Genomic DNA, 24,903 nt, shown 5'->3' on the forward strand with positions numbered 1-24,903 from the left:
GAGCTATTATTTTGTTTTCAAATTCTGAATTTACTGTCAGGTCAATCCTGAAACAATACAAAAACAAGGTAGGTATTACCTGGCTTCTGGTCGTAGTAGAAAATGTATTTATGGTACTGCTTCCTTTATTCATTGGCTTCGCTATTGATGATCTTCTAACTGGTGAGTTCACCGCTCTCTATTGGCTGGCTATTTTGTTCACCCTGCTTATCTTGGTATCTGTCGTCCGTCGCTTTTATGACACTCGAGTATATGGTGATATCCGTGTTGAGGTAGGTGAAGCAGTAGACAATCAGATGCGTTATCACAGCACATTTGCTGATAATGTGTCAGTACGAAATGCTCGGCTTGATATGTCGCGCGAGTTGGTCGACTTTCTTGAAAATGATGTTCCACCTTTAATGACGGCGATTATTCAACTAGTCGCCTCTGTCATTATCCTTAGCGCTTTCCATATACATCTAGGCATCAGCGCTATCATTGCCGGTATCACAATCCTGCTTATCTATACTCAGTTTCATGGTTACTTTGTTCACCTTAATGGCCTTTTAAATAGTCGCATGGAGCAGCAGGTATCGATTATCTCACAGGTACCATTTAATGGGATTCGGCGTCACCTGGCGCGCATTAAGCGTCGTGAAATATTGATTTCTGATGCTGAGGCCATAGTGTATGGGCTGATTTTTCTGGTTTTGTTTGGATTCGTTGTTGTGAATCTCTGGCTTTCAGGATTCGTCCCTGATCCTACGGCAGGGCAGATTTTTTCTATCGTGACTTATTCACTGGAGTTTATAGAAACAGCCATCCTATTGCCTATTACGCTACAGACTCTATCTCGTCTTACTGAAATCAGTCAGCGCCTAAACAATCAAATCGTTCCAGTAAAGCCTAATCCGGAGAACAACGCATGAAAATGAATAAAATTCTACCCATAGTGTTTAGCCTTGGACTAATGGTATGCGCAGGTGCGCTCGTGATTATTCTCCAGCCTGAACCCGCTAAATCAAAACCCCATCCCGAGTTAAAGCAGCCTGTAACCGTCACCTTAGTTAAGCCACAGTTGTATCGACCCGTTATAAAATTATTAGGCACCACTTACGCCCGATGGCCTGTTGAAATCAAGGCAACCAGCAGCGCTAAATTACACTGGTTAAATGAAAAATTGGAGCCGGGTATGTTGGTCAAACGGGGGGCTATTCTTGCGAAAATTGATACTACACATCTTAAATCGCAGTTGGCTCAGGCGTATAGCGTAATGGAGCAGGCAGAACTCAACCTTCAGCGTGAACAACATGAACGCACAGTCGCACTGAAGATGCTGTCGAAAAAAAATAGCTCTGCCTACGCGCGAAGAGAGCCACAAATAGCGACGGCAAAAGCTGAATTGCACCAAGCAAAAACAGCCTATATCAGCGCACAGCAACACCTTAAAGACGCCACTATTGTCGCCCCATTTGATGCAGTAATTCTGAAACGTATCGTTAGCCCGGGGCAACAGGTTGAAGCAGGAGAGCTCCTGATTAAGCTGGCTTCAAGTTCGAGTTTGGATGTTTATGTCCCTGTTCCGGAGCAACAATGGAACGCCATTACTGAGATACTGGAGCAGCCTCAAATTCAGGTCATCGACAGACAAGAACAGAAACGTACCGCATCTGTACGCTATGTAGCTCCGCAAGTTGATAGTACCAGCCGCCAACGACAGATTGTACTGAAGGTTGAAGCACCTTACCAAGCATTGCCAAAATTACTTCCAAATCAGCAGTTGACCGTTGAAGTAACGCTAACTCAGCGCAGCTCAGTAATGCAAATACCCTTGAGCGCCCTCACCAGAGATGGTCAGGTATGGACGGTTGATAATGACGATAAGCTGCGTTTAGAAAGTATCAGCGTATTAAAAGAAATGCCTCTTTCTGCTTTTGTGGTTTTTAATAACATCCCAGATCAGCAAAGACGAGTCGTGACTTACCCATTGCTCTCTATGATTTCAGGAACTCATATAGCGCCTAATCTCGCAACTGCTAATGATGCGAATATGGAGAATACTCAATGAGCTGGCTAACCAAGTGGTTTATCAACAATCCCGTCGGTGCCAATTTATTAATGTTCGCCATCATTGTCAGTGGTGTGTTGGCTTTTGATCAGTTGCGTGTTGAGTCCTTCCCTCAGATAGCACCATCTAGTTTAGTCATTAAAGTCGCTTATCCTGGAGGAAGTGCACAGCAAATTGATGAAAGCATTACTCAACGGATAGAAGAGTCTATTAGTGGTATCGCGGGAATCAAGCAAATCACCAGCCAGTCTGTAGCTGGGTTAGCAACAGTGCGAGTACGAAAGACGACAGACGCAAAGCTGGATAAATTGCTTGATGATGTAAGGAATCAGGTCAATGCCATTAGTGGTTTCCCGGCGCAGGTCGAACGTCCACAGGTTACCCGTGATGAGTTTACCAATCTGGCTGCGTTTGTGATTGTTTCTGCCCCAAGAATAGACAATCAGTTGCAGCCAATAGCAAGACAAGTCGAATTAGCTCTAAAGAAACACCCTAAGATATCCAATGTAACCAACTGGGGTAGCCGTAAGCCTCTAGTGTTGATAGAGCCTAATATTAATAGTCTTCGCAATGTCGGTCTGAATCTAGAAGAACTTGCACAAGAAATTGAACAATCATCGTTGGAAGCAAGAACCGGAGAGCTGAAAAGTATTAAAGGGCGCATGGTCGTGCGTGGCGATGGGTATGCAGATGACTTGCAAAAGCTCAATGCGCTGGAAATCCTTTCAACTCCAGCAGGAACAGTTCGGCTTGGCGAGTTAGCCAAACTGAGCAGAGACTATCAGGATAGTGGTGCGATTGTTCGTAACAATGGTGAAAACGCAATTGCACTCTTGGTTAGCACCAGACAAACCGACAACCTTATTCATATTAGTCAGGCGATAAAAGAGACGCTAGAAAAAGAGCGCATGCACTTACCTGATGATGTTTCTCTTTCCACTATGGCCGATATGGCGCCCTATATCGAGGACCAGCTTTTCCGCCTAGGTGAAAATGCGTGGCAAGGGTTGCTTATCGTCGTTATTTTGCTCGGGTTGTTCCTTGAGCTTAAGCTAGCTTTCTGGGTAGCGGCAGGTATTCCAATCGCACTGTGCGGTACTCTCAGCGCAATGAACATTATGAACTACAGCATCAACGATATTACCCTGTTTGGTTTTATTCTGGTGCTCGGAATTCTGGTTGATGATGCAGTCGTTGTCGGTGAGGCGATTCACTCAGAGAGAGACAAAACAACAGATAGTAAAGAGGCTGCATGGAAAGGTGTTCACTCAGTATCTGTCGCGACTGTATTTGGTGTTCTGACCACCATAGCGGCTTTTTCTCCAATGCTTTGGATAAACAATGATTTCGCCAAGATACTTGCTGGCTTTTCAGCCGTCGTAATCTTTGCTTTATTTTTCTCGCTAATCGAAAGTAAATTTATTCTGCCATCTCACCTTGCCGAGATGAAAACCAACCACAGTAAAACCGGAATCGTTGCTCGTATTCAATCGACAGCACAAGGCGGATTAGAGACGATTAATCAAAAGCTTTACCGTCCATTACTTAAATACTCTTTGCGTAATAAGATTGCCGCACTGCTTGGGTTTAGTGCTTTTATTATTTTAGCTTATGGAATGTGGTCAAGCGGAAGCATCCGCAGCGCCATATTCCCTGAAATACCGGGACGCTACGTGGCAGCAAAAATAACACTAGAAGATGGTGCGCCCCTTCCACTGCAGACTAAGGCTTTGAATAGGCTTGAGGTAACAGCTCTGCAATTGAACCACTCTTTACAGCAGGATTATCAGCTTAGCGATAAACCATTGCTCAACCTGTTAGCTTGGTCAGATGGATATGGCGTTATCGAGGTGACTGCCGAGCTCAGCAATGAGGCGCTTTCGACTCTGCCTGGCAACCAATTGACCAAGGAATGGCGAAAACTCGCTGGTTCATTTGAAGGAGCCTATTCGGTTCAATTTACCGCTGCTGACGCGCCTGCCGGGGGCACCTTTATTTCTGTCTCGGCATCTAACCGGGATCTTGCCAAACAGGCTGCTAAAGAGCTGGCTGAAGATTTAAAGCAATTGCCGGGAGTCACTGATGTATATGACGATGGAAAAGGAGGGCAGGAGCAAATTCATATCACTCTTAATGTTTTTGGTCGTCAGTTGGGACTAACACAAGACAAGATCGCACAATTGGCGGGAGATGCTTTTGGTCAAAGAGAAATTCACCGTCTGCTTGAGCAGGGGCAGGAAACGAAAGTCATTATTCGTTATCCGGTCAGTGAGAGAATGACTCAATCACAACTGCTTCATACACCAATCATGCTGCCAAATGGGCAAGTGATTCCTCTCGGTGAAGTTGCAACACTAAAAACCGCTCGAGAGCCTGAGATTTTGTATCGCCGCAACAGGGAGCAGGTGATCAATGTACGCTGGAATCAAAATCGTTCGGTTCAATCTCCAGAAACAACGATGGAACAGTTACGCGTATCCATCGACACTCTACAAAAACGCTATCCTAACGTGAGCATTAACGCAGGTGGAGAGTTCGAAGAAATGGGGGAAGTACAGCAAGGGTTTAAATCAGCAATGATTCTTACCGTTCTTCTGGTCTACATTCTGTTAGCTGTTCCACTTAAATCCTACTGGCAACCACTCATTATTATGGCCGTTATTCCATACGGTTTTGCAGGCGCTATCTTTGGACACTACCTGATGGATTTACCCATTAGTATTTTGTCGATGTTTGGCATGATGGCGATGACAGGTATTGTGGTCAACGACTCTCTGGTTCTGATCACCCGCTTTAATACTCATTATCGCAAGGGGATGCCTTTAGATCAGGCTTTAGTGCTGGCGGGCACAAGCCGTATGAGAGCGATTTTTCTGACAACGGTCACCACGGTCTGCGGGCTTCTTCCCCTTCTGAGTGAAAGCGCGGAACAAGCTCAGTATTTGAAGCCAGCAGTGGTTTCTCTGGTATTTGGTGAGCTATTTGCCACAACGATTACCCTGATACTGATCCCAGTGCTTTTAGGGATCAGTAATAAGCACTCTATCAAGCAAGATAGCCACCGGAAAGAAACATTTAATGCCGCAAAATCAGAAGTTGTTGCATGATAAACAGTTGGCAAGTTGCATTTGGCAGAACTAGTCGCCATAGTAGAAGTTATCAACATATACTGACCTCTATAATGACGGACTCCGCAGAAAACCCATACGCACTGGTTCCCGAAGTAGCCTTGCTCGAACCATTGCCACCCCACCATAGAAAGCGGTTTGAGACGGCGTTGTACATGATGCATGACTCATTGACTGAGAGCTTGTCGTGGGAACAAATTGCGGAGAAAAGTGCTATTTCGCCTTATCACTTTCATCGCCAATTTAGCCAATTGTTTGGTGAGACGCCCGGACAGTATTTAAGTCGAGTTCGTTTGCAGTATGCCGTTTTTTTACTTCACATTAATAAAGAAACCAAAGTGACCGATATCGCTCATCAGTGCGGCTACTCCTCATCTCAGGCGATGGCAAAAGTATTAAAGCGAGAGCTTGGTATGACGGCTAAAAGTCTGCGTGAATTTTTTACGACAGGTACTCCTTGCATAACATCTCATCTGTTAGAAAAACTTTCCCACCCTGGAGAGAATGGCTCAATAGAAAAAGAGCTGGCTCAATCTATGCCTACTGAGCTGGTTTGGTATCCAGCACGGGGAATGAAAATAACCCCAATCCCCGATTTTGATTGGGACGTGATTTTCGAGACTCATGGTAAGAGAAGCAAACAACTATTGAGCGCGACCCCTATATCAGAATTAGACCGTTCATGGAACGATATCTCATATACTATCGGTGAATGGCAAGTATCGGATGATCAATATGACTTCTTTATTCCTGAAGGATACTACCTTTGCTGCGAAGTATATCTAGTGACAGATATGGCCTTTATTACAGCGATAGACAGCCTATTTCTGCAAGCGGAAAAACAGGGATATCAAATTGATGATAATGGCTATTTAATCGAGATGGTTCGAGATATCGAGCTCAATCTAGCTCGTGGCGCTACATTCGCTTTTCAGATCCCCATTATCGTGTGATTTGATTTCATTAGTCGAGGAACAGAAAAGTCATCGAAAGATTAAAAGGACATATATGTCCTTGCAGTCGTAGCTCAGGCCTAATCAATCACCAATTCTGAGTTGCTGATAGACTGACTGCAATGTCTTCCCAGTCTGCTTTGGATGATGCTCTTGAATATAGTTAATGTGTGGTAAAGAGTATTTCCTATAATCAGCCTTTTGAATGATCGACTCTTTAAATAACGGGTAGGCCATATCATAACCGCCAGTATACAGATAAGCTTTGCCCAGATAATAAAGATTCCATGCTCCAACACCAGAATAACGAGCATGATTAGTGAACGCTTGCTTTGACTCCTGCCATTTTTCTAATTTCTGAGAACAATAACCAAGCATTCCTTGGGCATATGAATGGGGATCTTCTGTGACAGCTAACGTTGCGTGCCTGTAGCACTTTTCCCACTGCCCCATATCGCGATAGATTCGAGCGAGGTCTCTTTGAATCAAGCTTGAGTGTACCGATTTATAAGGTTCAAGCTCTCTCAATGCTAATTTGAATCTCTTTTTCTTAATATGTTTTTTAATTCTGTGATGCAAGCCAATACCGACTAATTTTTCATAATCGCCTGGGTTATTATCAAAATGAGGTTTTAACTCTGATATGGTTTGTTCCATTTTTTCATAGCTTCCCCCCCATATTGGCAACTGCGAATACAGAACATTGACCGCAAGCGCATAATTGTCAGGTTTTACACTTAACCCCTGCTCAAAAACAGAAGCTATATACTTTTCAACGCCAACATCCGAGCTAGTCTTGGCCATTCTCACCAAATTTTGGTACGCTGAAATAAGCGTTGGATCTTGCTCTAGCGCCTGAGTCAGGTACTCGTTCGCAATAGAAAAACTTTCATACATCTTCTTTTGCTGATAATTACTGACGGTGCTTATCCACCCTGAACCACGAATATTAAAACCTTTAGAGGTATAATAAATACCAAGATTAAGCAGTCGATAAGGCGAATCTGAATGAGACTGCTCCAAACGGTTAATTGAGCTAACCAGCCAATCTTGGTCAAAATCTCTATCAAAGAAAGTGTAATCAAATGCTTGATAATACTCGGTCCAACTAATGTCTCCTCGAACATAAGCATCATTAATCTGTTTTTGTTGCTTCTCGAGTTCGGAGAATTCTTGATGTTTTAGCAGAGTTCGAAAGTGCCCAATCTCTACGCTGGCGTATGAACTTAAGCTAAATAAAACACTTGATAAGGCAATCAGTATTATTTTTAGTGTCATTAATTTTTCAAACTCCATTCTCGATGCCGGTGGCAATTCTTATTACTATCAATTTTTTCTGACGCTAAACCTACTCTTGTAAAGCCTAGGAGCCACATCGACAGAAAATGATATTGAAGCTCCAACGATCGGAACAACCAAACTATTAAGAGACTGAGTATCGCTATATACGTACCATAAAAATGTAGAATTCAACCCACCGATTAACAGTGCTGACCAACCAACGACAAATAAGATTTGAAGCATAGCCGGCTTGGTCAAAAAACCATTAGTCCAACCAGCCTTGTTCCATTTCTCCTTAGGCTCACTAAGTTTATGCTGAACACCTAACAACCCCAAAATCAGAAATGTAATAGACAAAAAATAAAGGATACACTCTCTAGATGTAAACACCGGGAAGTAGAAATACTCATAGTAGTAAATACTTACTAATGAGAATACAACAAGATAAAAAACCAAACATGAGTTAACTAAAATCCATTTCATACCTTCGCCAAAGAAACTAAGATGTCTATACAGAAAGCATCGAAATAATATCAACAATACTTATTCTCACTGAAGTCCATATTTTATCTACCACTTGGCAAAGTCAAATTCATTGAAAACAAATCTGACTCAGCTCATTAAGAGCATGATTTCAATGTAAAATGTACCTATGATGCTACAAAAGCGCAGTGTCTTTATCTGATATCAAAGAATTTAGAACCTTATACAGTATGAAAAACACACCATAGAAGAAATAATCAGTCACGATATTTAAAATATTTTGTCGCGTGTGTCCTTGCAATTTTTGAAAACAATCTGCGCACGCTACTTTCACTAAGAAATAAGTGCTTGGCAAGGTGGCTCAGTGATATTTTTTCATAAAAATAAACCAGCAAATACGCCTCGGTTTTTTCAATATTTTCATTAGCCCGACTTTGTCCTGGGCTAGTTGCCATTGCCGTTGAATTAATCAGCCGCAATTTTCGATATGGATGGATTACGGATCGACTCTGAGCCTTTCTGAAAAGAAGCCGAAAAAGAGAGGTTTTCATCTATCGGCGTCAAAGGGCTTTGATATCGCTCTATAATGCGTTTACTGGCTCGTTGTAGTTTGTTAGGAGTATTCTATAGTTAGCACAACTTTTTTTATTTGATCAAAACGTTCAATCCGACACTCCACTCTTGGCATTTTTTCTTCGTAAAAGTGCATGCCAAATTCGTGTAGTTTAGATCAGCGTTAGTTTTCAACGGAGATATCGTGCAAATAATTTTCTATGTGTCATTTTTCTTATTTGTTATCCCATGGGCTGGAAAACAATACTACCCTGAGGTGTTTGGGGTTTGGTTTGTACAATTACCATCAATTATTCTATCTATGTTGTTGTTAGGATTGGGGTTTGCAAAAAGCATCTGCCTTCTGCCCTCACTTAAAGGTACAATGTTAAGTCGGCTTATAGTCCCAGCAAAATTCTTAATTGTTTTTGCTTTTTTTCTTGGAGTTAGTTCTTCTGGTTTAGGTCTTTTGGGATACGCGGGGGTTACGTTATGGGAATTAGACCCATATTCTGAGAGTGATGCTAAGAAGCTAATAACGGCTTTATACTCAGATAAATTTGAGGGTAAAGAATATGTAGCTAGGGCAATTTATACTCAATACGGAGCCGTGGTAAGTTACGATAGTGCTGATGGTCCAATCATTTTTAATCCATCTAAAGACGATGAAATACTCTACAAAGAATCGCAAAGTACAATAGAGAAAATTGCGTATACAAAGTCGAAATTAAAAAGGAGTATTGTTGAAACTACTTTCGCGGTTATTGGTGGCTTACTCTCGTTTGTAATGGGGTTCTTTCTGGCACTTTGTCGAGAACTGAAACTAACGAATAAGGATTAAGTGTTTCGCCTTGAGCCTTTTCTCAAGCCAAGTTGAGTGTGATAGGGTTATAATGCTCACCTTATCAATGTATTACATCATCCGCTCACCTCTGTGTTGGTTGTTCCCTCTATAAATGGCGACCATTCTCCTTATTCTATTCGCCTTTCGGCTAGATCGGTCGTGATATGCCCACGCACACAATTTCATGCTGGCAGCACGAACAGGCTCGAATTACTCACTGAAAAATACGTTGAAATCAAATTGAGCGATAAAGGCGAACCAAGTGATTCGCCTTCTGTTTATAGTGTCATTCAGCTAAGTGCCTTCATTAACCCAAACAAATCTTTCGGATTGTCCATTCTAGGCACTAACTCGATGGTTTCCCCTATATTGAGTTCCGTCGCCAGATCGTAGACATAACGAAGAACGGCTAGATCTTCCAAAGCAAAACCAACTGAATCAAATATAGTGATCTGATCTTTGCTGTCACGCCCCTTCGCTTTCCCTGCGACGACTTCCCATAAAGCATTCACCTTATGTTCGGCTGGCAGTTGCTGGATATCACCTTCAACTCTGGTTTGTGGCTCATGCTCAACGAAGATTTTTCCCGCACGCAGTACATCAATATGCAGCTCAGTTTTACCTGGGCAATCTCCACCAACACCATTGATGTGCATACCCGTCCCCACCATATCTGGCGTGAGAATCGTTGCGTAGGCTTTATCTGCTGTCACGGTTGTAATGATATCAACCCCTTTTACACACTCTTTGGCTGAAGAAGCCGCTATCACTTTAAGCTCAGGATACGCTAATAGGTGATTGGCAAGTTTATCCATTGCCGCAGAATCAATATCAAAAATACGCAGCTCTTTTATACCAAAGATTTTATGGAAAGCGATTGCCTGAAATTCACTCTGTGCGCCACAGCCAATTAACCCCATTGATGAAGACTCAGGGTTAGCTAATGCTTTAGCCGCCATTACTGAGGTTACAGCGGTGCGAAGAGCGGTAGAAAATGTGAGTTCACACAAAAGACGTGGATACCCTGTCGCCACATCAGCAAGCGCCCCAAAAGCCATCACGGTAGAAAGCCCTTGTGAAGGGTTTGATGGGTGCCCATTCACATACTTGAAGCCGTAGTTAGTGTGGTCAGCGATAGGCATCAGTTCAATAACACCAACTTCACTATGAGCGGCTGTTCTTGCTGACTTATCAAACTCCTCCCAACGAGAGAAATCCTCTTCCATATAATCCAATAAGCCATGCATAAATGACTCACAGCCGCGTGTTTTCACAAGCAAAGACAGGGCGTTTACATCAAGAAATAACGTCATCTTAAACCTTCTATTCTGCTAATTATTTTGTTTTCTATAGCTTGAGATTCTAAAGCGCAATCGAGCCAACAAAAAGACAGATAAATGCACAAAACTTCTATCAAAACCGACATAATGCAAAGTATTATTAGCATTATGTGTAAATTCGTTGTTGGTTTAAGGAAATTTATGAAAAGCACTATGGACGACATAGATAAACAGCTTCTTGCCCTGTTAAGACAAAATGCCCGAACGTCAGTCGTCGATCTCGCAAAAACATTAAAGGTCTCACGGGCTACAGTGCAGAATCGAATTAATAAGCTGGAGAAAGAAGGCATCATTCTAGGCTATACGGTTAAGCTCAAACACGAAGCAGAAGTGGAATCTAATGCGGTTAAAATAGTGATGAGTATATCGGCAGAGGCTAAAGATGAAGCTCAGGTACTAAAAGAGCTACAGTCTTTCCACGAGGTGATCTCGGTATACCACACCAATGGGCATTGGGATCTTATTGCAGAAGTACGCGCAGAAAATTTATCGTTATTGGGGGGGTTACTAGTACGGATACGCGCCATAAAAGGGATTATTCAAACAGAAACCAATCTGTTATTAGATCAAATCTTTTAATACTACTCAGATATGCGCGAGTGTAACGTAAGGAACCCTAGCCACACCCGGCAATCACAACACCACTATTTGAGTGGCAGTACTGTACTGAATTTAAGTGACTCCATTGCAAACGTAGAGGTCACGTTGGTTAATCCTTCAACTTGGTTAACCAGTCGCTTGTAGAAACAGTCAAAAGCATTCATGTCTTCGACTTGTACTCGCATCATATAATCATATTCACCAGCCATGCGATAAAAGTCCATCACCTCCGGCATGTCAAACACCGCAAGAACAAATCTCTCATACCAAGCATGAGAGTGATCACAGGTTTTTACTTGTACAAAAGCGGTAAAGTTTACCCCAATTTTAGCCGGATCTAATAACGCGACTCGTTTGGTTATGACACCCTCTTCTTCCAAACGCTTTAATCGCTTCCAACAGGGTGTGGTAGTCAGATTGACGGTTTTAGCCAGCTCGTTCAAAGGCAGCGTAGCGTCTTCTTGTAGCGCAGCTAACAGCAAGCGATCTACTTTATCTAATTTTACTCTCTCTCCCACAGGATCCTCACACGACTCATCAAGCGTACTGCTTAGGAAAATTTGCTACTCAAACGCATAAAACAAGAAATAACTTTGTGACAAAGATCACTAATATTAATCCTGTAACAGCATGTTCATTGGTAGTAATAGTTATTTTATTATCCTTATTTTACCAAATCATTAATAGAAAATTTTTCTCTTTATAGGGTAAATAGTAGAATATTTGATAAAAAATTTCTTCAAGTATTGTTTTACAATAGAAAAATAATCGAGGTCCTATCTATAGACCCAAAGCTATAACTATTACTTGAAGCGAGCTTATCCATGAAACAACACCTATGGTCATTATTTATTGATGTTATCAATCGCGAGGTAGTACCTGCCCTTGGCTGTACTGAACCTGTTTCTGTTGCATTAGCAACAGCGATCGCTATCGACAAGCTAGGCGTAAAGAATGACGCATGTTCAGTGAACATCGAAGCCAGCGTTTCACCAAACCTGATGAAAAATGGCATGGGTGTTGGAATACCGGGCACGGGTATGATTGGTCTGCCGATGGCAGCAACGATTGGCGCTGTAGCTGGTGACCACACTGCAAACCTTGAAGTTCTAAAAAACGTTACCGCTGATGATGTTGCTGTAGCAAAACAAATGCTAGACAACAAACAAGTAACTGTCGGTGTTGCTGATGTTGCAAACGTCTTATACGCGAAAGTGACTGTTTTTTACCAACAACGCAGTGTTTCAGTGACAATCGCTGATGGTCACACTAATGTTGTGGCAATCGAAGAAGATGGCATTACCGTTTTCAAAGCTGAGCAACAAGCTCAACAAGATTCGGATACAAGTAGTAATCCATTTGAGCAAGCGACTGCACAAGATGTTTACGACTTTGCTATGAATGCCGATCTTGAAGACATTCGTTTTATTGAACAAGCGAAGGTACTAAACACAGAGCTATCTGAAGAAGGTCTAACTGGCAACTACGGGCTGAAAATCGGTGCGACTTTCCGTAAGAACGAAGAGCGAGGCTTACTGTCTGGTGGCTTGTTAACTGAAGTATTGGTACGTACGTCTGCAGCTTCAGACGCTCGTATGGATGGTGCGATGAAACCAGCGATGAGCAACTCTGGTTCTGGTAACCAAGGTATTGCAGCGACTATGCCAGTCGTAGCAACTGCTGAGTTCTTGAAAGCAAACGAAGAACAAACCATTCGCGCTTTAATGCTTTCGCACCTAATGGCTATCTACATCAAGAGCCACCAAAACAAACTGTCTGCTCTATGTGGCGCAACGACGGCTTCTATGGGCTCTGCCGCTGGTATCACTTATCTTCTTGGGGGTGACTTTGAACAAATCAGCGCATCTATCTGTAGCATGATCGGAGACATCGCTGGCATTATCTGTGATGGTGCTAAAACATCTTGTGCGATGAAAGTATCATCTTCTGCTGGTTCAGCGGTTAAATCGGCATTAATGGCGATTGATGGCATTCGTGTTACTGGTAATGAAGGTATCGTTGCTAATAGTGTTGATCAAACGATCATCAATCTATCTGCGTTAGCCAACGGCTCTATGACGCAGACCGATATCCAGATCCTAGATATCATGGTTAGCAAATAACAAAACTATTATGCCTTAGTTTATAAGCGCCTTAGTTGATAAATGTTTTAATCAATAAATGCGTTCGTTGACAAGTGCCTTATGCTAGCCTATCCCAAGCCAAGCTTTTATGACTTTTTAGTTCAAATAGCTTGGCTTTTTGTTCAACACTAAACTGCAATTGTCACTCACTGCTCTCTTCTTACTACCTTAATCCTCTCAGCCAGATCACCACTACTCAACGCCTTTATACCTGCCAAACGACTAGCGCTCATTGCTAGCCAAGTAACCTACGATCATCACAATGATATAAACCTCAGCAAGGTCTGTACTTCAACTCCATACGGCTCGACAATGTAACCCAAAATGATTTCCTCACTCTTCTAATCAAGTTTGCAGTGCTGTGTGGTTGTCCCGCTTAGCATCCCATCTTGTATACTTCAACAACTTGATGAGTTCATCCCTTTCTATCTCCTTTAATCCACTACCAAACTGGTGACAATCTATACCCAAGAGACTTGAAGATGCAGGTAGGCGGCAAGTGAGAAAGTCCCCTGAGCATAGGTGAACTATGTGATTGGTGCGCACGAATACAGCAACACCGCTGCAACTTCAAGTATGACGGGTATATATGGATCTCTTTCAACTGCGGCGCTATCGCATCAATATATTGTTCGCGATCTTCAAATTAAAATTGAGGTCAATTGATTACTCCGATTATATTTTCCATAAATTTAACTAGCAGATAACGCACTTTCTGAGAACAAATATCATTGCGCAGTTAAAACGAGATTCTTGCTTTGTACGCATTTCATTAAATAACAAAAGTGTGAACAAGCTCTCGTGTGTCAGACAAAGAAACCTTACAAAAAAAAGTGGTATAAAGTGAAGCAGATCAAGCTTTTGACCGCTTCAAGCTTATCTACAATTGATCTGAATCATAGTGAAAAATTAACCACACTTATAATGTGTATTCGTAGTATATTTTCCTATATTGAGTCATTTTGGCGATATTTTTAATAAACTATTTCTATAAATCCTGGCGTATGCTCCATGTCAAATCAAAGCAAACAAGTTAAAACGTTTGCAGATAATAATAAATAAACCTCTAACTTTTTAACGGCAATCGCCATTTAAAATGGAAAATAATTATGAGTGAAACAATTCAAGGCACCTCTACTTGCGCCACGGATACACGTCCTGTCCATGAACGCGCTAATATGAGTAAATCCGAATGGAAACAAGCCATCAAATTTGACAGTGTAGACATTGGTTGGATAGTGATGAGTATCGGTATGGCAATCGGTGCTGGCATCGTATTCCTGCCTGTGCAAGTTGGCGTAATGGGTCTATGGGTATTCCTCCTTTCTTCTATCATCGGTTATCCGGCGATGTACCTTTTCCAGAAACTCTTTATCAATACTCTCGCTGAATCGAAAAAATGTACTGACTACCCAGGTGTTATTGAAGGTTATTTAGGTAAAAACTGGGGTATTGGATTAGGTGTTCTTTACTTCCTAATGCTGGTTATTTGGGTACTTGTTTACTCACTAGCGGTGACTAACGATAGTGCTTCATACCTACACTCTTTTGGTATCACTGAAGGGCACCTTAACGATAACTCATTCTACGGTCTGGGGCTTATCTGTATACTTGCCTTCATCGGTTCTAAAGGCGAAAAGCTGCTGTTCAAACTGTCTGGTTTTATGGCGGTAACAGTACTGTCTCTTGTTGCGGTAATGGCTGTACTTCTAATTGCGCGCTGGGATATGGCTAACATCCCTGCTATTAGTGATTTCGGTTCAATGCTGAAAAATGCCATCATCACACTGCCATTCACTCTAACGTCTATTCTGTTCATTCAGTCGTTGAGCCCAATGGTTATCTCTTACCGCTCTCACGAACGCTCTATCGAGGTTGCACGCTATAAAGCAGAACGTGCAATGAAAATCGCCTTCTCTATTTTGTTCGTAATCGTATTCTTCTTTGCTGTATCGTTCACTTTTGCTATCAGCCAAGAGCAAGCAACTGAAGCGATGAACAAGAATATTTCGGCACTAGCTATCATTGCACACTACTTCCCTGGTAGCTGGGCAACGGTTGCAGGTATTGTTATCAACATCTTTGCTGTTGTGACTTCATTCTTCGGCGTTTTCCTTGCATTCCAAGAAGCGTGTCGTGGTTTGGCAATGAACATCCTACTTCGTTCTCGCAAAGAATCTGACATTAACAAGAACCTCGTAAACCGACTTGTTACTGTTTTCATCATTCTACTAGCATGGTCAGCGATTGCGTTAAATGCACCAATCCTTTCGTTTACGTCGATTTGTAGCCCAATCTTCGGAATGGTTGGCTGTTTGATCCCTGCATACCTAGTGTACCAAGTGCCTCACCTACATAAGTACAAAGGTGCTGCGACGAACTTAATCATCGTAACTGGCATCCTACTTTGTATCTCACCACTATTGGCTTTCATGTAATTGAATTCACCAATGTAAAATAACAGACAAGCGGCTCAATTTGAGCCGTTTTTTTATACCTCCTAACATAAATACCCCTCCTCTTGGCTCAGCATAGAAATGCTGCAAGCTATCTTCGAACGCCTAAGTATTGATTATTATTTAACCAACCCCAATATCAATTCTATAAATGGATTGTATTAGGGAAAAACAAGATGGATTACTTGTTTGCCATCGCTTTATTTGCGGTGTCAGCATCAGTTACACCAGGGCCAAATAATATAATGGTGATGACGTCTGGGGTGAATTTTGGCGTTAAAAAAAGCTTACCCCTGTTAACTGGGATTTGTGTCGGCTTTGCCGCCATGCTGCTACTGGTTGGTCTCGGTTTTTCTCAATTATTCGACATTTTCCCTAGCCTGCACTTTATTATCAAATGCGTTGGGGTAGCTTATTTACTCTACCTTGCTTTTCTGATTGCTAAATCAGCAGGTACAGTCAGTGCCAAAAGCCAAGATAAACCACTCACTTTTATGAACGGGGCTCTATTTCAGTGGGTTAATGCCAAAGCATGGGTAGTCGCGACAGGGGCAATCGCAGCGTTTACCACTGTTGGGGGTAACTTCTACAGCCAAAATATGCTCATTGCAGCGACGTTCTTTGTGGTGTCAATTCCCTGCGTTGGGCTGTGGCTCTCATTTGGTTCATTGCTAAAGAACATCCTGAACAGCGATAAGAGTCGAAAATGGTTTAACTTCTCAATGGCAGGGCTGCTTGCTTTATCTGTTGTACCTGTAATGCAAGAAATCGTGATTCAACTTACATAATTACCCGTTGGGGAAAAACTGTAAACGAACTTAATGATAGTCAAATGGAGTAAAAGAATTTCTCTTTTAATAACAGTGAATTTCGCTCAAAAGACGAGAACTTACTGCGTAATATAGTGGATTCTTTACACTGAAAATATGTCCGGAGTAAGTTCCACTGAATGGCATAATCCTGGAATATCTACCAAAGTCAGGCTATTGCCTGATTCCAACACGTACCCTTCATTTTTAAGTTTTTTAATTGAACGGGATAACGTCTCAGGAGTCATCCCTAGCTGTGTCGCTAGCAATTTTTTTGTCACCGAAAGGTGAATTTTTCCCTCTTGAGGGATTTGCCCCCGATATAATTCTGCTAGTTTCATAACTAGACGCTGATTTGCACTAACTTGAGTCAGAATATTTAATGTATTCATTAAATTACAAATTTTGTTGCTCATATAACTCATGGTCTTCATCGACAATTCTGGTGAACTTACTACCAGATTGATTACGTCCTTATGATTAAATACTACGAAAACAGAATCTTGCTCTACCCGTGCGTTCATAGGGTACTTTCTCGGGTCCATAAACATAGCCATCTCCGCAATCAGTTCACCAGCTAAAAACACCTTGAACAACTTTTCATCACCATTTGGCATCAATCGAAAAAGCGAGACCTTTCCTTTCTCAACCAGAAACATCTGGTTCGCCTCTTCCCCTTGCTCAAACAAGACATCACCAGTTGTGTATTGAATCTTACGCTTCAATGAGAACAGCCTTTTTTTCTGATCTTGGTCCATCAGAGAAATAATCGAGCTAGTCACCTGTATTCCCCTCACCTTGATTATTATCAAGAGGCAAATTGGAGCCAATTAGATAGAGTGTTAATGATAATCATTATTGTTAAATCTGCAAGATTGATGGAGTATTATTATGCAAGGAATCAGCCCATGCTTTAGATTGATTAGTTTAATTGCCATATCGGTAATTTTTATTCCGCTCATTCTATTGGCTTAGGAGGATATATGTCCGAAAAACTAGCCATGCCAGATGAAAACCGCAAGGCATCAAAAACCCCCGGGCATTGGGTTCTGGCTCAACTAGGAAAAAAAGTTCTCCGTCCCGGTGGAAAAGATCTCACGTTAAAAATGCTACGCGGTCTTAATATAACTCCTTATGACAAAGTAGTTGAGTTCGCACCAGGTATGGGATTCACCGCTCGTTTGTGCCTAGAGCAGAATCCAGAGCAATACACCGCGATTGAACAAAACGAACACGCCGCAAAAATTGTTCGTTCATACTTAAATGGAAACGAGCAAACATGTAAAGTCGGCAACGCTCAGAATACTGGTCTAGAAAGCTCCTTTGCCACTGTTGTATACGGCGAAGCGATGTTAACCATGCAGTCAGACGCGCGCAAAAGCGAAATCATTGCAGAAGCGGCACGCATTTTGGAATCAGGCGGACGTTACGGTATTCATGAACTCTGTATTTCTCCCAACGACATTGAACAAGATAAAAAACGACAAATTCAGAAAGAAGTGTCCGAAACAATTCAACACCCAGCAAAACCTTTGACGCCTTCAGAGTGGAAGCAACTAATGCTGAAATGCGGATTTGAAATCGAATTTGAAGCCGTGGCACCAATGCATCTTCTTGAACCCAAACGAATGATCGATGATGAAGGATTAATCGGTTTCCTGATGATAGCGAAGAACATATTAACTAATCCTGAGGCAAGGAAACGTGTTCTGGGTATGCGCAAAATCTTCAGGAAACATCGGGACAATCTAGCCGCTATTACAATTGTTGCTAAGAAGAAGCAGCTATAAAGCATGTAGATAAACATTGATGATCACGATTTGAGATCTTCAATCGCATTGATCAACGCATCTAGACCGCGTTCAACTTTATTGCGACTGCAGCCTAAATTAAGACGAATATGGTATTTTCCTAACTCGCCATAATTTTTACCCTGCATGATCGCCACTTTATAATGCGTCACTAACCGCTGATTGAGTGCGTCCATATCAAGCTGTAATGGACCAAGATCAATCCATGCGAGGTAGGTTGAATCTGGAATATCGTAACGAATTTCAGGAAATCTATCGCGCAAAGTTTGCTGAACGTATCGGTGGTTGTCGAGAAGATAAGCTTTTAATTCGTCTAACCATGCTGATCCTTCTTGGTAGGCAGCCACTAGCCCTATGATTCCAAGAACCGCAGGGGAAGAAAGCCCATCAACTTGCTTAAGGTTAACCAAATAACGTTCTCTTGCTTGTTGGTTGGCAATAAATGCGTAAGCACCACCAAGCGCTGGGATATTAAATGATTTTGACGCTGAGCTAACCAACGCCCATCGGTCATAGCTTGAAAAACCTTGCCATGGTGTATGTGGTTTGAAACCGATATCCATGTGGATTTCATCACTGATCACCGCAACCTGGTATTTCTCGCAGAGCAGAGCGATGCGTTGTAACTCTTCAAGGCTCCATATTTTTCCAGTTGGGTTATGCGGACTACAAAGCAATAAAACCGTATTGTTCTCATCGGCTAATTGTTGCTCAAAACTACTCCAGTCAAAATTGTAATCCTTACCTGATTTATGCAGTTCACAAGTTACCACTTGGCGGTTTAATCCGGTGATCATGCAATCAAATGCGTCATAGGCTGGCGTATGAATAATGACGCCTTGCTTCTCGCTACTCCACTGACGAATCAACTGCGATACGATGTAGATAACAGAAGGGCCATAAACCAGAGTTTCACTGGAGAAGTTCGCGTTAAAACGCGTCGAAAACCAGTGGGTTATTGCATCTTTATAATCTGAGTGATTCCAGCGGCTATAACCCCAAACTGGGTGTTTAAACCTATGTTCAATCGCGGTAAGTACACAGTCAGGCGCTGCAAAATCCATATCGGAAATAGTAAATGGTAGCAAGTCGGCTTCACCAAATCGGTCTTGCACATAATCCCATTGCGTACAATATGTACCACGTCGATCTATTTCTTTATCAAACATGCCAATTTCCTAGCAAAAGAGCCATATTTCTATGGCTCTTGCGGTTATGTTTATACAATCAATTTATTCATCGCATTTTTAAGCATATGGACCTGAGGACCAATCACCACTTGGATAGCTTGACTGTCGAGCTTAATCACACCCAGTGCTCCGAGCTTTTTCAGTTCACTATCCGACACTTTACTCATATCATTTACCGTCATACGTAAACGAGTAATACAGTTGTCTAAAGAGGCAATATTCTCTTTGCCACCTAGCGCGGTAATAAATTGAGTCGCTTTTAATTCGCCCGCAGCCTTGGTTGTTGATACCGTTTCCATTTGGCTACAATCTTCATCTTCAGCACGCCCTGGTGTCATGATATCCCACTTCTCTATCGCCCATTTGAACGTAAAGAAATAGAGCGAGAAGAATAGCGGACCAACCCAAAACAGATTTAACCAACCGGTATGCGTGCCCTGCAATATACCAAAGGTAAATAGGTCAATGACGTTACCGTCAGTATTACCAATAGTATGGTTAAGTAGATTCATCACTAAAAAGCCTAAGCCATAGAAACACGCGTGAGCTACGTATAGCGCAGGGGCGATGAAAAGGAACATGAATAGGATTGGTTCTGTAATGCCACCAACAGCACAAGCGATAATGCCGGAAATAACTAAGCCTTTAATTGCTGGTCTGTTTTTCAGTTTAGCTGCCGTATAAATAGCACATGCAGCGCCTGGTAAACCAAAGATCATCGCTGGCATTTTACCACCCGATAGGAACGCGGTGGCGGAAGAGGAAATAGGTACATTAGCACCTAGCTGGGCGTAAAAGATATTCAGCGCACCGTTTACACTTTCACCATTAATGACCTGCGTACCGCCAATTTCAGTAAAGCGAACCATCGAAGAAACAATGTGATGAAGACCAAACGGTAGTAATAGCATTTCGCTCATTCCGTAAAGGAACGGACCAAATGGACCAGCAACAGCAATCAGTTGACCAATAGAGTTAATTCCCGCCTGCACTGGTGGCCAAATAAACGGAATCATTAGACCAACGAGCGCCATCACGATGGTAGTAATAATCGGCACAAAACGTGCGCCACTCCAGAATGCAAATGCGTCATGGAATTGAACTTCACGGAACCTTTCGTGCAACTTGTAGACAATAATACCGGTAATTACGCCACCCAACACACCAGTATCAATCGTCTCGATACCCAGTATATTTCTGACAGTAGCGCCTTCAATACCACCAGATACGGTTAAATAAGTATTCACCGCCAGGTTCATCACCGAGTAGCCGACAAAGCCAGACATTGCAGCCACACCTTTGTCTTCTTTAACGAGACCAATCGGTATCGCCATGGCGAACAAAATAGGCAGAAAGATAAACGTCGCCAAACCTATTTTCACCATAAAGGTAAAGATGGCTTGTAACCATGGAGCACTTAAGAATGGCAGAGCTTCTTGAACAGCAGAGCCTCCGAATCCTGCGCCAACACCAAGTAAAATACCGGAAAAAGCCAGCAGAGCGATTGGGAGCATGAACGTTTTACCGAGAGATTGAAAAAATCCCCATATTGAATGATTCATATACTGGTTCCTTGTTCTTTCTAAATTATCAAAATTAGCTTCTAACAAACGCTTTTATTGTTGCAATCTCTTGACCTTCGCTTTGACCATACGGCTCAATACGGTATTCACCGACACTGGCTGGCACAATAAAGGTTTCAGCATAATGCACAACGAAAGGTTGGAATTTCTCAGTTGGACTTGTGACAATCGCCTCACGTCCTTCAATTAGGTTCAACACGTTAACTTTGCCATCAGTATGATGAGAGACTGGCTTACTAAACCAGTGACGACGGGTTTCAATAAATTCACGCTGATGCAATCCGGTGCGTTCCTCTTTCCAGCCATCACCCTCAGCAACAGGCGAAATAGCATTAATGAGGTTTTCTTCTACCCACTGAGTGTCTCGATCCCACTGAATCACTTTTTTGCCGTGGTCTAAGTGCACCGGTCTTGGTAACCCATCCAAACCAAGGCGACCCCAATCCCACAATTTGAACGTAAATATGTAAGGTGTGGCGCTGATTTCAAGCACCATAGTATTGATACCAGAACAGTGAATGGTGCCGGCAGGGATCAAAAAGTGATCGTGTTTTTTGGCTGGGTACTGGTTAATGAACTTTTGATCATCAAATGCTTTTTCACCACGTTGCGCGGCGTACAGATCAGCCATCATTTCATCGGGATCGATTCCGGTTTTGGTACCTAGGTAAACCGTCGAGTTCTCCCCTGCATCCAGCATGTAATAGCTTTCATCTTGGGTATAGTGCATGCCAAATTCTTGCTGAATATATTCAGTTAATGGGTGCACTTGCAGGCTAAGGTTTTGTCCTTGCATGGTATCAAGGAAGTCAAAACGAATTGGGAACTCAGCGCCAAATCGGGCATGCACTTCTTCGCCGAGTAACGCTTGTGGCTCAAGAAGAACTAAGTTTTGTGAAGGGATCTCAATTAAGGTGTCGGCGTACTTTAATACCAAACTGTTTTCTTCAGGTACACAGTCAAAGCACCAAGCATAGTTTGGTTTGTCTTCATCAAGTTCACAGACCTCCTTCATCCACTGCCCTCCCCAAACGCCAGGGTCAAAGAAAGGGACAACTCGAAATGGTTGTTGAGAGGTTTGTTTCAGCCCAGCCATAAGAGCCTGACCGGTAATCAGCTTGATACTCTCTTGAGTATTGGTATCAAGTAGGAAATCTACATGACGTAAGACTTGCGCCTTATGTCGATCAAAAACACGCCACTCAATAAAGAAAGCTCGTTTATAGCGGCGTAGAATATCTTCTGATTGATTATTCACCCCCCAATTACCAAGCTTACCTTGACGAAAACGCTGTTGAATTTCCCATCGCGCTAAGTCGGCATATATGTGTGTATCTGGCTGAGCAAAGAGAGACGCGCCATGACCATACACAATCACCAACCCTTTTTTTACCTTGGCAATTTGCTCTTGTAGTTGGGCACTTTTTTGCGGATGAAAAAACTCATTCAGTTTATGCGGGGCAATAACACCAAACACACGGTCATCAGTGATATGGCGCTCTAGCTTATTGAATATTTCTTCTTCGCTAAGCTTAGCTTCATCAGTAAAAAAGACCTGCTCTGAGTCTAGCTTTGAAATGAGTTGGTCCAATAACGCTTGGTGATCAACACCATGATAAGTATCAATAATGAGGACATGTCGCTCGGTCTGAACACGAGATTGAATCTGCTCAATCACGTTTGACCAGCCTTGCCATGCTTGATCATCGAACCCCGAAACCTCGACATGTGGAAACTTGTTGTAGTTTGGTCTGTGCGGTAGATACATCTAAAATCATCCAGTTATTGTTTCTATCCTGATAATAAGCAAGGTTGGTAAATGACAACAAACTGGTTAACGTGGTTAACCTGTCAAATCGTGGCTATTCGCCTTCAATAACGTAGCATTTGTTACTATGGTCACAGCATAAAAGCGGATAAATGAGGTAAAAATAGGTTAAACGTTTAACCTGTGATTTTCTTATGTCTAAAGCCACCATTTCAGATGTTGCTAAGTACTGCCAAGTCTCGACTGCGACGGTATCCATGGTATTGACCAATAAAGGTCGAATCTCCGCAAAAACACGTGAACGAGTATTAGTGGCTATCGATGAGTTGGGCTACATATACAATCAGTCCGCGGCCAATTTACGACACAAACGCAGCAACTTGGTTGGCTTACTGATCCCCGATATTACTAACCCATTCTATGCAGAATTGATTGCAGGCCTTAGCCACTACCTCGAAGCACATGACTCACTGTTGTTTTTGGCGCATACCGAAGACAATGTTGCCAAACAGAATAAATTAATTGAGTCGTTAATCAGCCAAAATGCCGGAGGCTTAGTGCTTTGCCCGTCAAAAGAAACCGATATTAGTTTTCTAGAAACCGTCAAAAAGAGAGGCATTCCGATTGTTTTAGCAGTAAGACCTATGGTCGATGAGTCTTTTGACTATGTTGGGACCAACAGTTTCATGGGTGTTCAAATGGCAACGGAGCATCTAATTAAGCTTGGACATCGCCATATTGCATTTATCGGTGGCGCGGTGAATTCGCAAACTCGCTCTCATCGTTTAGGCGGGTTCATATCAAAACTACTCGAGTTTGGCATCTATCCTAGTGAAAACTACATGGTTAGTTGTGGAGCTAGTCGGGCTGAAGGGGCTGCTGCCACCTACAAATTGTTACAACAACATCCTGAAATTACTGCCGTAATTGCCTATCAAGATATTGTCGCTTTTGGCGTTATGCGTGCAGCAAAAGATATGGGGCTTGTCGTCGGTAAAGAGATTGCCGTAGTAGGCTTTGATGATGTGCCGGATGCCGCTGACACTTCCCCAAGTTTAACAACAGTCTCGGTTTCCGCGCAGCAAATTGGTTTGGCTGCAGGTGAGCTACTACTATCGAAAATGGCAGGCAATAGTGATGGGACTAAAAGCTTAGTCTTCCCGCCTAAACTGATTGTGCGTCAGTCTTGCGGAACACCAAATACAAGTCAGTAACCAAGAGAAATACCATTAAAAAAATCAATTACTAGACCACACATAAAACACGCATCACAGCAACATGCACAATAGTAGACGGAATGACGCCTCTGGAAGTATCACTCTTACTTCCATTATGAAATTAAGAGTGATATTTCCATTGTGAGGACCAGTGTCTTTTCGCTCTATAATCAGTGATGCATCTTGGTTGCAAGCGCAAAACGATTCCACGCATTGATCATGATGATTTGCATCATTACTTCTGCTGTTTGCTGCTCGCCAAATTGTGCGATACATGCATGGTAAGTCGGCTCCGATACACCTGCTTGATGAATCAAAGTCATTTCATCAACTAACTGCAATAAAGCTTGTTCTTGTTGATCAAAACGTGGTGACTCCTTCCATGCTGATAACGCAAAAATCTTTTGTTGATCAATACCAATCTTCAATGCTTGTTTGCTGTGCATTTCAATACAATATGCGCATTGATTGATCATTGACGCTCGAAGCTTAATCAGCTCCTTTTGTTGCTCTGACAAATCCGTAGTAGAAAGGTAATTTTCTATACCCAGCATAGTGTTAAGTGCTTCAGGTTGGATTTTTGCGATATCAATACGGTTATTCATAATGTTGCCCTTTGTAGTTAATACGTCTTATCGACAAGGCAAATTATGCGTTAGAATAAGGAAAGCAAGAATGCCTCTTAAAACGAAAT

The 24,903-nt window shown here is 42.3% G+C and carries 20 protein-coding genes; 11 read left to right on the forward strand and 9 right to left on the reverse strand.

Translation table 11 applies throughout. The annotated features are described in order from the left end of the window. The first annotated feature begins 11 nt into the window (after nt 1–11). The 4 genes from L4C38_RS11090 to L4C38_RS11105 all read left to right on the forward strand — a co-directional run bounded on the left by L4C38_RS11090 (nt 12) and on the right by L4C38_RS11105 (nt 6,131). Nucleotides 12–911: an ABC transporter six-transmembrane domain-containing protein gene (locus L4C38_RS11090; RefSeq protein ID WP_428797623.1), complete on the forward strand. Its 900-nt coding sequence runs from the start codon at nt 12–14 to the stop codon at nt 909–911. Continuing rightward, nucleotides 908–2,050, forward strand: coding sequence for an efflux RND transporter periplasmic adaptor subunit (locus L4C38_RS11095; RefSeq protein ID WP_428797624.1), 1,143 nt, complete (start codon nt 908–910; stop codon nt 2,048–2,050). The genes L4C38_RS11090 and L4C38_RS11095 overlap by 4 nt, the downstream gene beginning before the upstream one ends. Continuing rightward, nucleotides 2,047–5,157, forward strand: a complete 3,111-nt coding sequence (locus L4C38_RS11100; protein WP_428797625.1) for an efflux RND transporter permease subunit — start codon at nt 2,047–2,049, stop codon at nt 5,155–5,157. Before L4C38_RS11095 ends, L4C38_RS11100 begins: the two co-directional genes overlap by 4 nt. Nucleotides 5,158–5,231: 74 nt before the next feature. Beyond that, complete coding sequence (locus L4C38_RS11105) at nt 5,232–6,131, forward strand: helix-turn-helix transcriptional regulator (RefSeq protein ID WP_428797626.1); 900 nt, start codon at nt 5,232–5,234, stop codon at nt 6,129–6,131. 84 nt (nt 6,132–6,215) lie between these two features. On the opposite strand, the gene L4C38_RS11110 is transcribed toward L4C38_RS11105, so the two are convergent. Next, nucleotides 6,216–7,409 (reverse strand): tetratricopeptide repeat protein, encoded by a 1,194-nt coding sequence (locus L4C38_RS11110; RefSeq protein ID WP_428797627.1) that lies wholly within the window; start codon nt 7,407–7,409, stop codon nt 6,216–6,218. Between the two features lie 48 nt (nt 7,410–7,457). Then, the gene (locus tag L4C38_RS11115; protein WP_428797628.1) at nt 7,458–7,895 is read right to left on the reverse strand and encodes a hypothetical protein; all 438 of its coding nucleotides are present in this window, start codon (nt 7,893–7,895) and stop codon (nt 7,458–7,460) included. A gap of 757 nt (nt 7,896–8,652) precedes the next feature. Here L4C38_RS11115 and L4C38_RS11120 point away from each other — a divergent pair. After that, nucleotides 8,653–9,288, forward strand: a complete 636-nt coding sequence (locus tag L4C38_RS11120; protein WP_428797629.1) for a hypothetical protein — start codon at nt 8,653–8,655, stop codon at nt 9,286–9,288. A 293-nt stretch (nt 9,289–9,581) separates the two neighbouring features. On the opposite strand, the gene ocd is transcribed toward L4C38_RS11120, so the two are convergent. Continuing rightward, nucleotides 9,582–10,604, reverse strand: coding sequence for an ornithine cyclodeaminase (gene ocd / locus L4C38_RS11125; protein WP_428797630.1), 1,023 nt, complete (start codon nt 10,602–10,604; stop codon nt 9,582–9,584). 168 nt (nt 10,605–10,772) lie between these two features. Here ocd and L4C38_RS11130 point away from each other — a divergent pair, with 168 nt between their 5' ends. Further along, nucleotides 10,773–11,210, forward strand: coding sequence for an Lrp/AsnC family transcriptional regulator (locus L4C38_RS11130; RefSeq protein ID WP_428797631.1), 438 nt, complete (start codon nt 10,773–10,775; stop codon nt 11,208–11,210). Between the two features lie 65 nt (nt 11,211–11,275). Here L4C38_RS11130 and L4C38_RS11135 read toward each other — a convergent pair whose 3' ends face one another. Further along, a complete protein-coding gene (locus L4C38_RS11135) occupies nt 11,276–11,749 on the reverse strand; it encodes an Lrp/AsnC family transcriptional regulator (protein WP_428797632.1) in 474 nt (157 codons plus the stop codon). A gap of 306 nt (nt 11,750–12,055) precedes the next feature. Here L4C38_RS11135 and L4C38_RS11140 point away from each other — a divergent pair, with 306 nt between their 5' ends. The 3 genes from L4C38_RS11140 (at nt 12,056) to L4C38_RS11150 (ending at nt 16,619) form a co-directional block, all read left to right on the forward strand. Next, nucleotides 12,056–13,354 (forward strand): L-cysteine desulfidase family protein, encoded by a 1,299-nt coding sequence (locus L4C38_RS11140; protein WP_428797633.1) that lies wholly within the window; start codon nt 12,056–12,058, stop codon nt 13,352–13,354. Between the two features lie 1,130 nt (nt 13,355–14,484). Then, nucleotides 14,485–15,813: an SLC5/6 family protein gene (locus L4C38_RS11145; RefSeq protein WP_428797634.1), complete on the forward strand. Its 1,329-nt coding sequence runs from the start codon at nt 14,485–14,487 to the stop codon at nt 15,811–15,813. A 194-nt stretch (nt 15,814–16,007) separates the two neighbouring features. Further along, nucleotides 16,008–16,619 carry a LysE family translocator gene (locus L4C38_RS11150; protein ID WP_428797635.1) on the forward strand — a complete coding sequence of 204 codons (612 nt, stop codon included), beginning with the start codon at nt 16,008–16,010 and terminating at the stop codon, nt 16,617–16,619. 125 nt (nt 16,620–16,744) lie between these two features. Here the strand turns inward: L4C38_RS11150 and L4C38_RS11155 are convergent, their stop codons facing one another. Next, on the reverse strand, nt 16,745–17,422 hold the full coding sequence (locus tag L4C38_RS11155) for a Crp/Fnr family transcriptional regulator (protein WP_428797636.1): 678 nt from the start codon (nt 17,420–17,422) through the stop codon (nt 16,745–16,747). Between the two features lie 201 nt (nt 17,423–17,623). Between L4C38_RS11155 and L4C38_RS11160 the strand changes: the two genes are divergently transcribed. Continuing rightward, a complete protein-coding gene (locus L4C38_RS11160) occupies nt 17,624–18,430 on the forward strand; it encodes a class I SAM-dependent methyltransferase (RefSeq protein ID WP_428797637.1) in 807 nt (268 codons plus the stop codon). Nucleotides 18,431–18,453: 23 nt separating this feature from the next. Here the strand turns inward: L4C38_RS11160 and L4C38_RS11165 are convergent, their stop codons facing one another. From L4C38_RS11165 to L4C38_RS11175, 3 genes are read right to left on the reverse strand one after another with little or no spacing between them, the layout of a single operon-like run. Then, on the reverse strand, nt 18,454–19,620 hold the full coding sequence (locus L4C38_RS11165) for a MalY/PatB family protein (protein WP_428797638.1): 1,167 nt from the start codon (nt 19,618–19,620) through the stop codon (nt 18,454–18,456). Nucleotides 19,621–19,670: 50 nt separating this feature from the next. Then, nucleotides 19,671–21,203, reverse strand: a complete 1,533-nt coding sequence (malX, locus tag L4C38_RS11170) for a maltose/glucose-specific PTS transporter subunit IIBC (protein ID WP_428797639.1) — start codon at nt 21,201–21,203, stop codon at nt 19,671–19,673. A gap of 34 nt (nt 21,204–21,237) precedes the next feature. Continuing rightward, on the reverse strand, nt 21,238–22,992 hold the full coding sequence (locus L4C38_RS11175; RefSeq protein ID WP_428797640.1) for a class I mannose-6-phosphate isomerase: 1,755 nt from the start codon (nt 22,990–22,992) through the stop codon (nt 21,238–21,240). Between the two features lie 194 nt (nt 22,993–23,186). On the opposite strand from L4C38_RS11175, the gene L4C38_RS11180 reads away from it, so the two are divergent. After that, entirely contained in the window at nt 23,187–24,206 is a 1,020-nt protein-coding gene (locus L4C38_RS11180) for a LacI family DNA-binding transcriptional regulator (RefSeq protein WP_428797641.1), read from the forward strand. A 173-nt stretch (nt 24,207–24,379) separates the two neighbouring features. Here the strand turns inward: L4C38_RS11180 and L4C38_RS11185 are convergent, their stop codons facing one another. After that, the gene (locus L4C38_RS11185) at nt 24,380–24,814 is read right to left on the reverse strand and encodes a carboxymuconolactone decarboxylase family protein (protein WP_428797642.1); all 435 of its coding nucleotides are present in this window, start codon (nt 24,812–24,814) and stop codon (nt 24,380–24,382) included. Nucleotides 24,815–24,903: the final 89 nt, after the last annotated feature.

The sequence above is a fragment of the Vibrio kasasachensis genome, assembly GCF_050337565.1.
GTDB classification, from domain to species: domain Bacteria; phylum Pseudomonadota; class Gammaproteobacteria; order Enterobacterales; family Vibrionaceae; genus Vibrio; species Vibrio kasasachensis.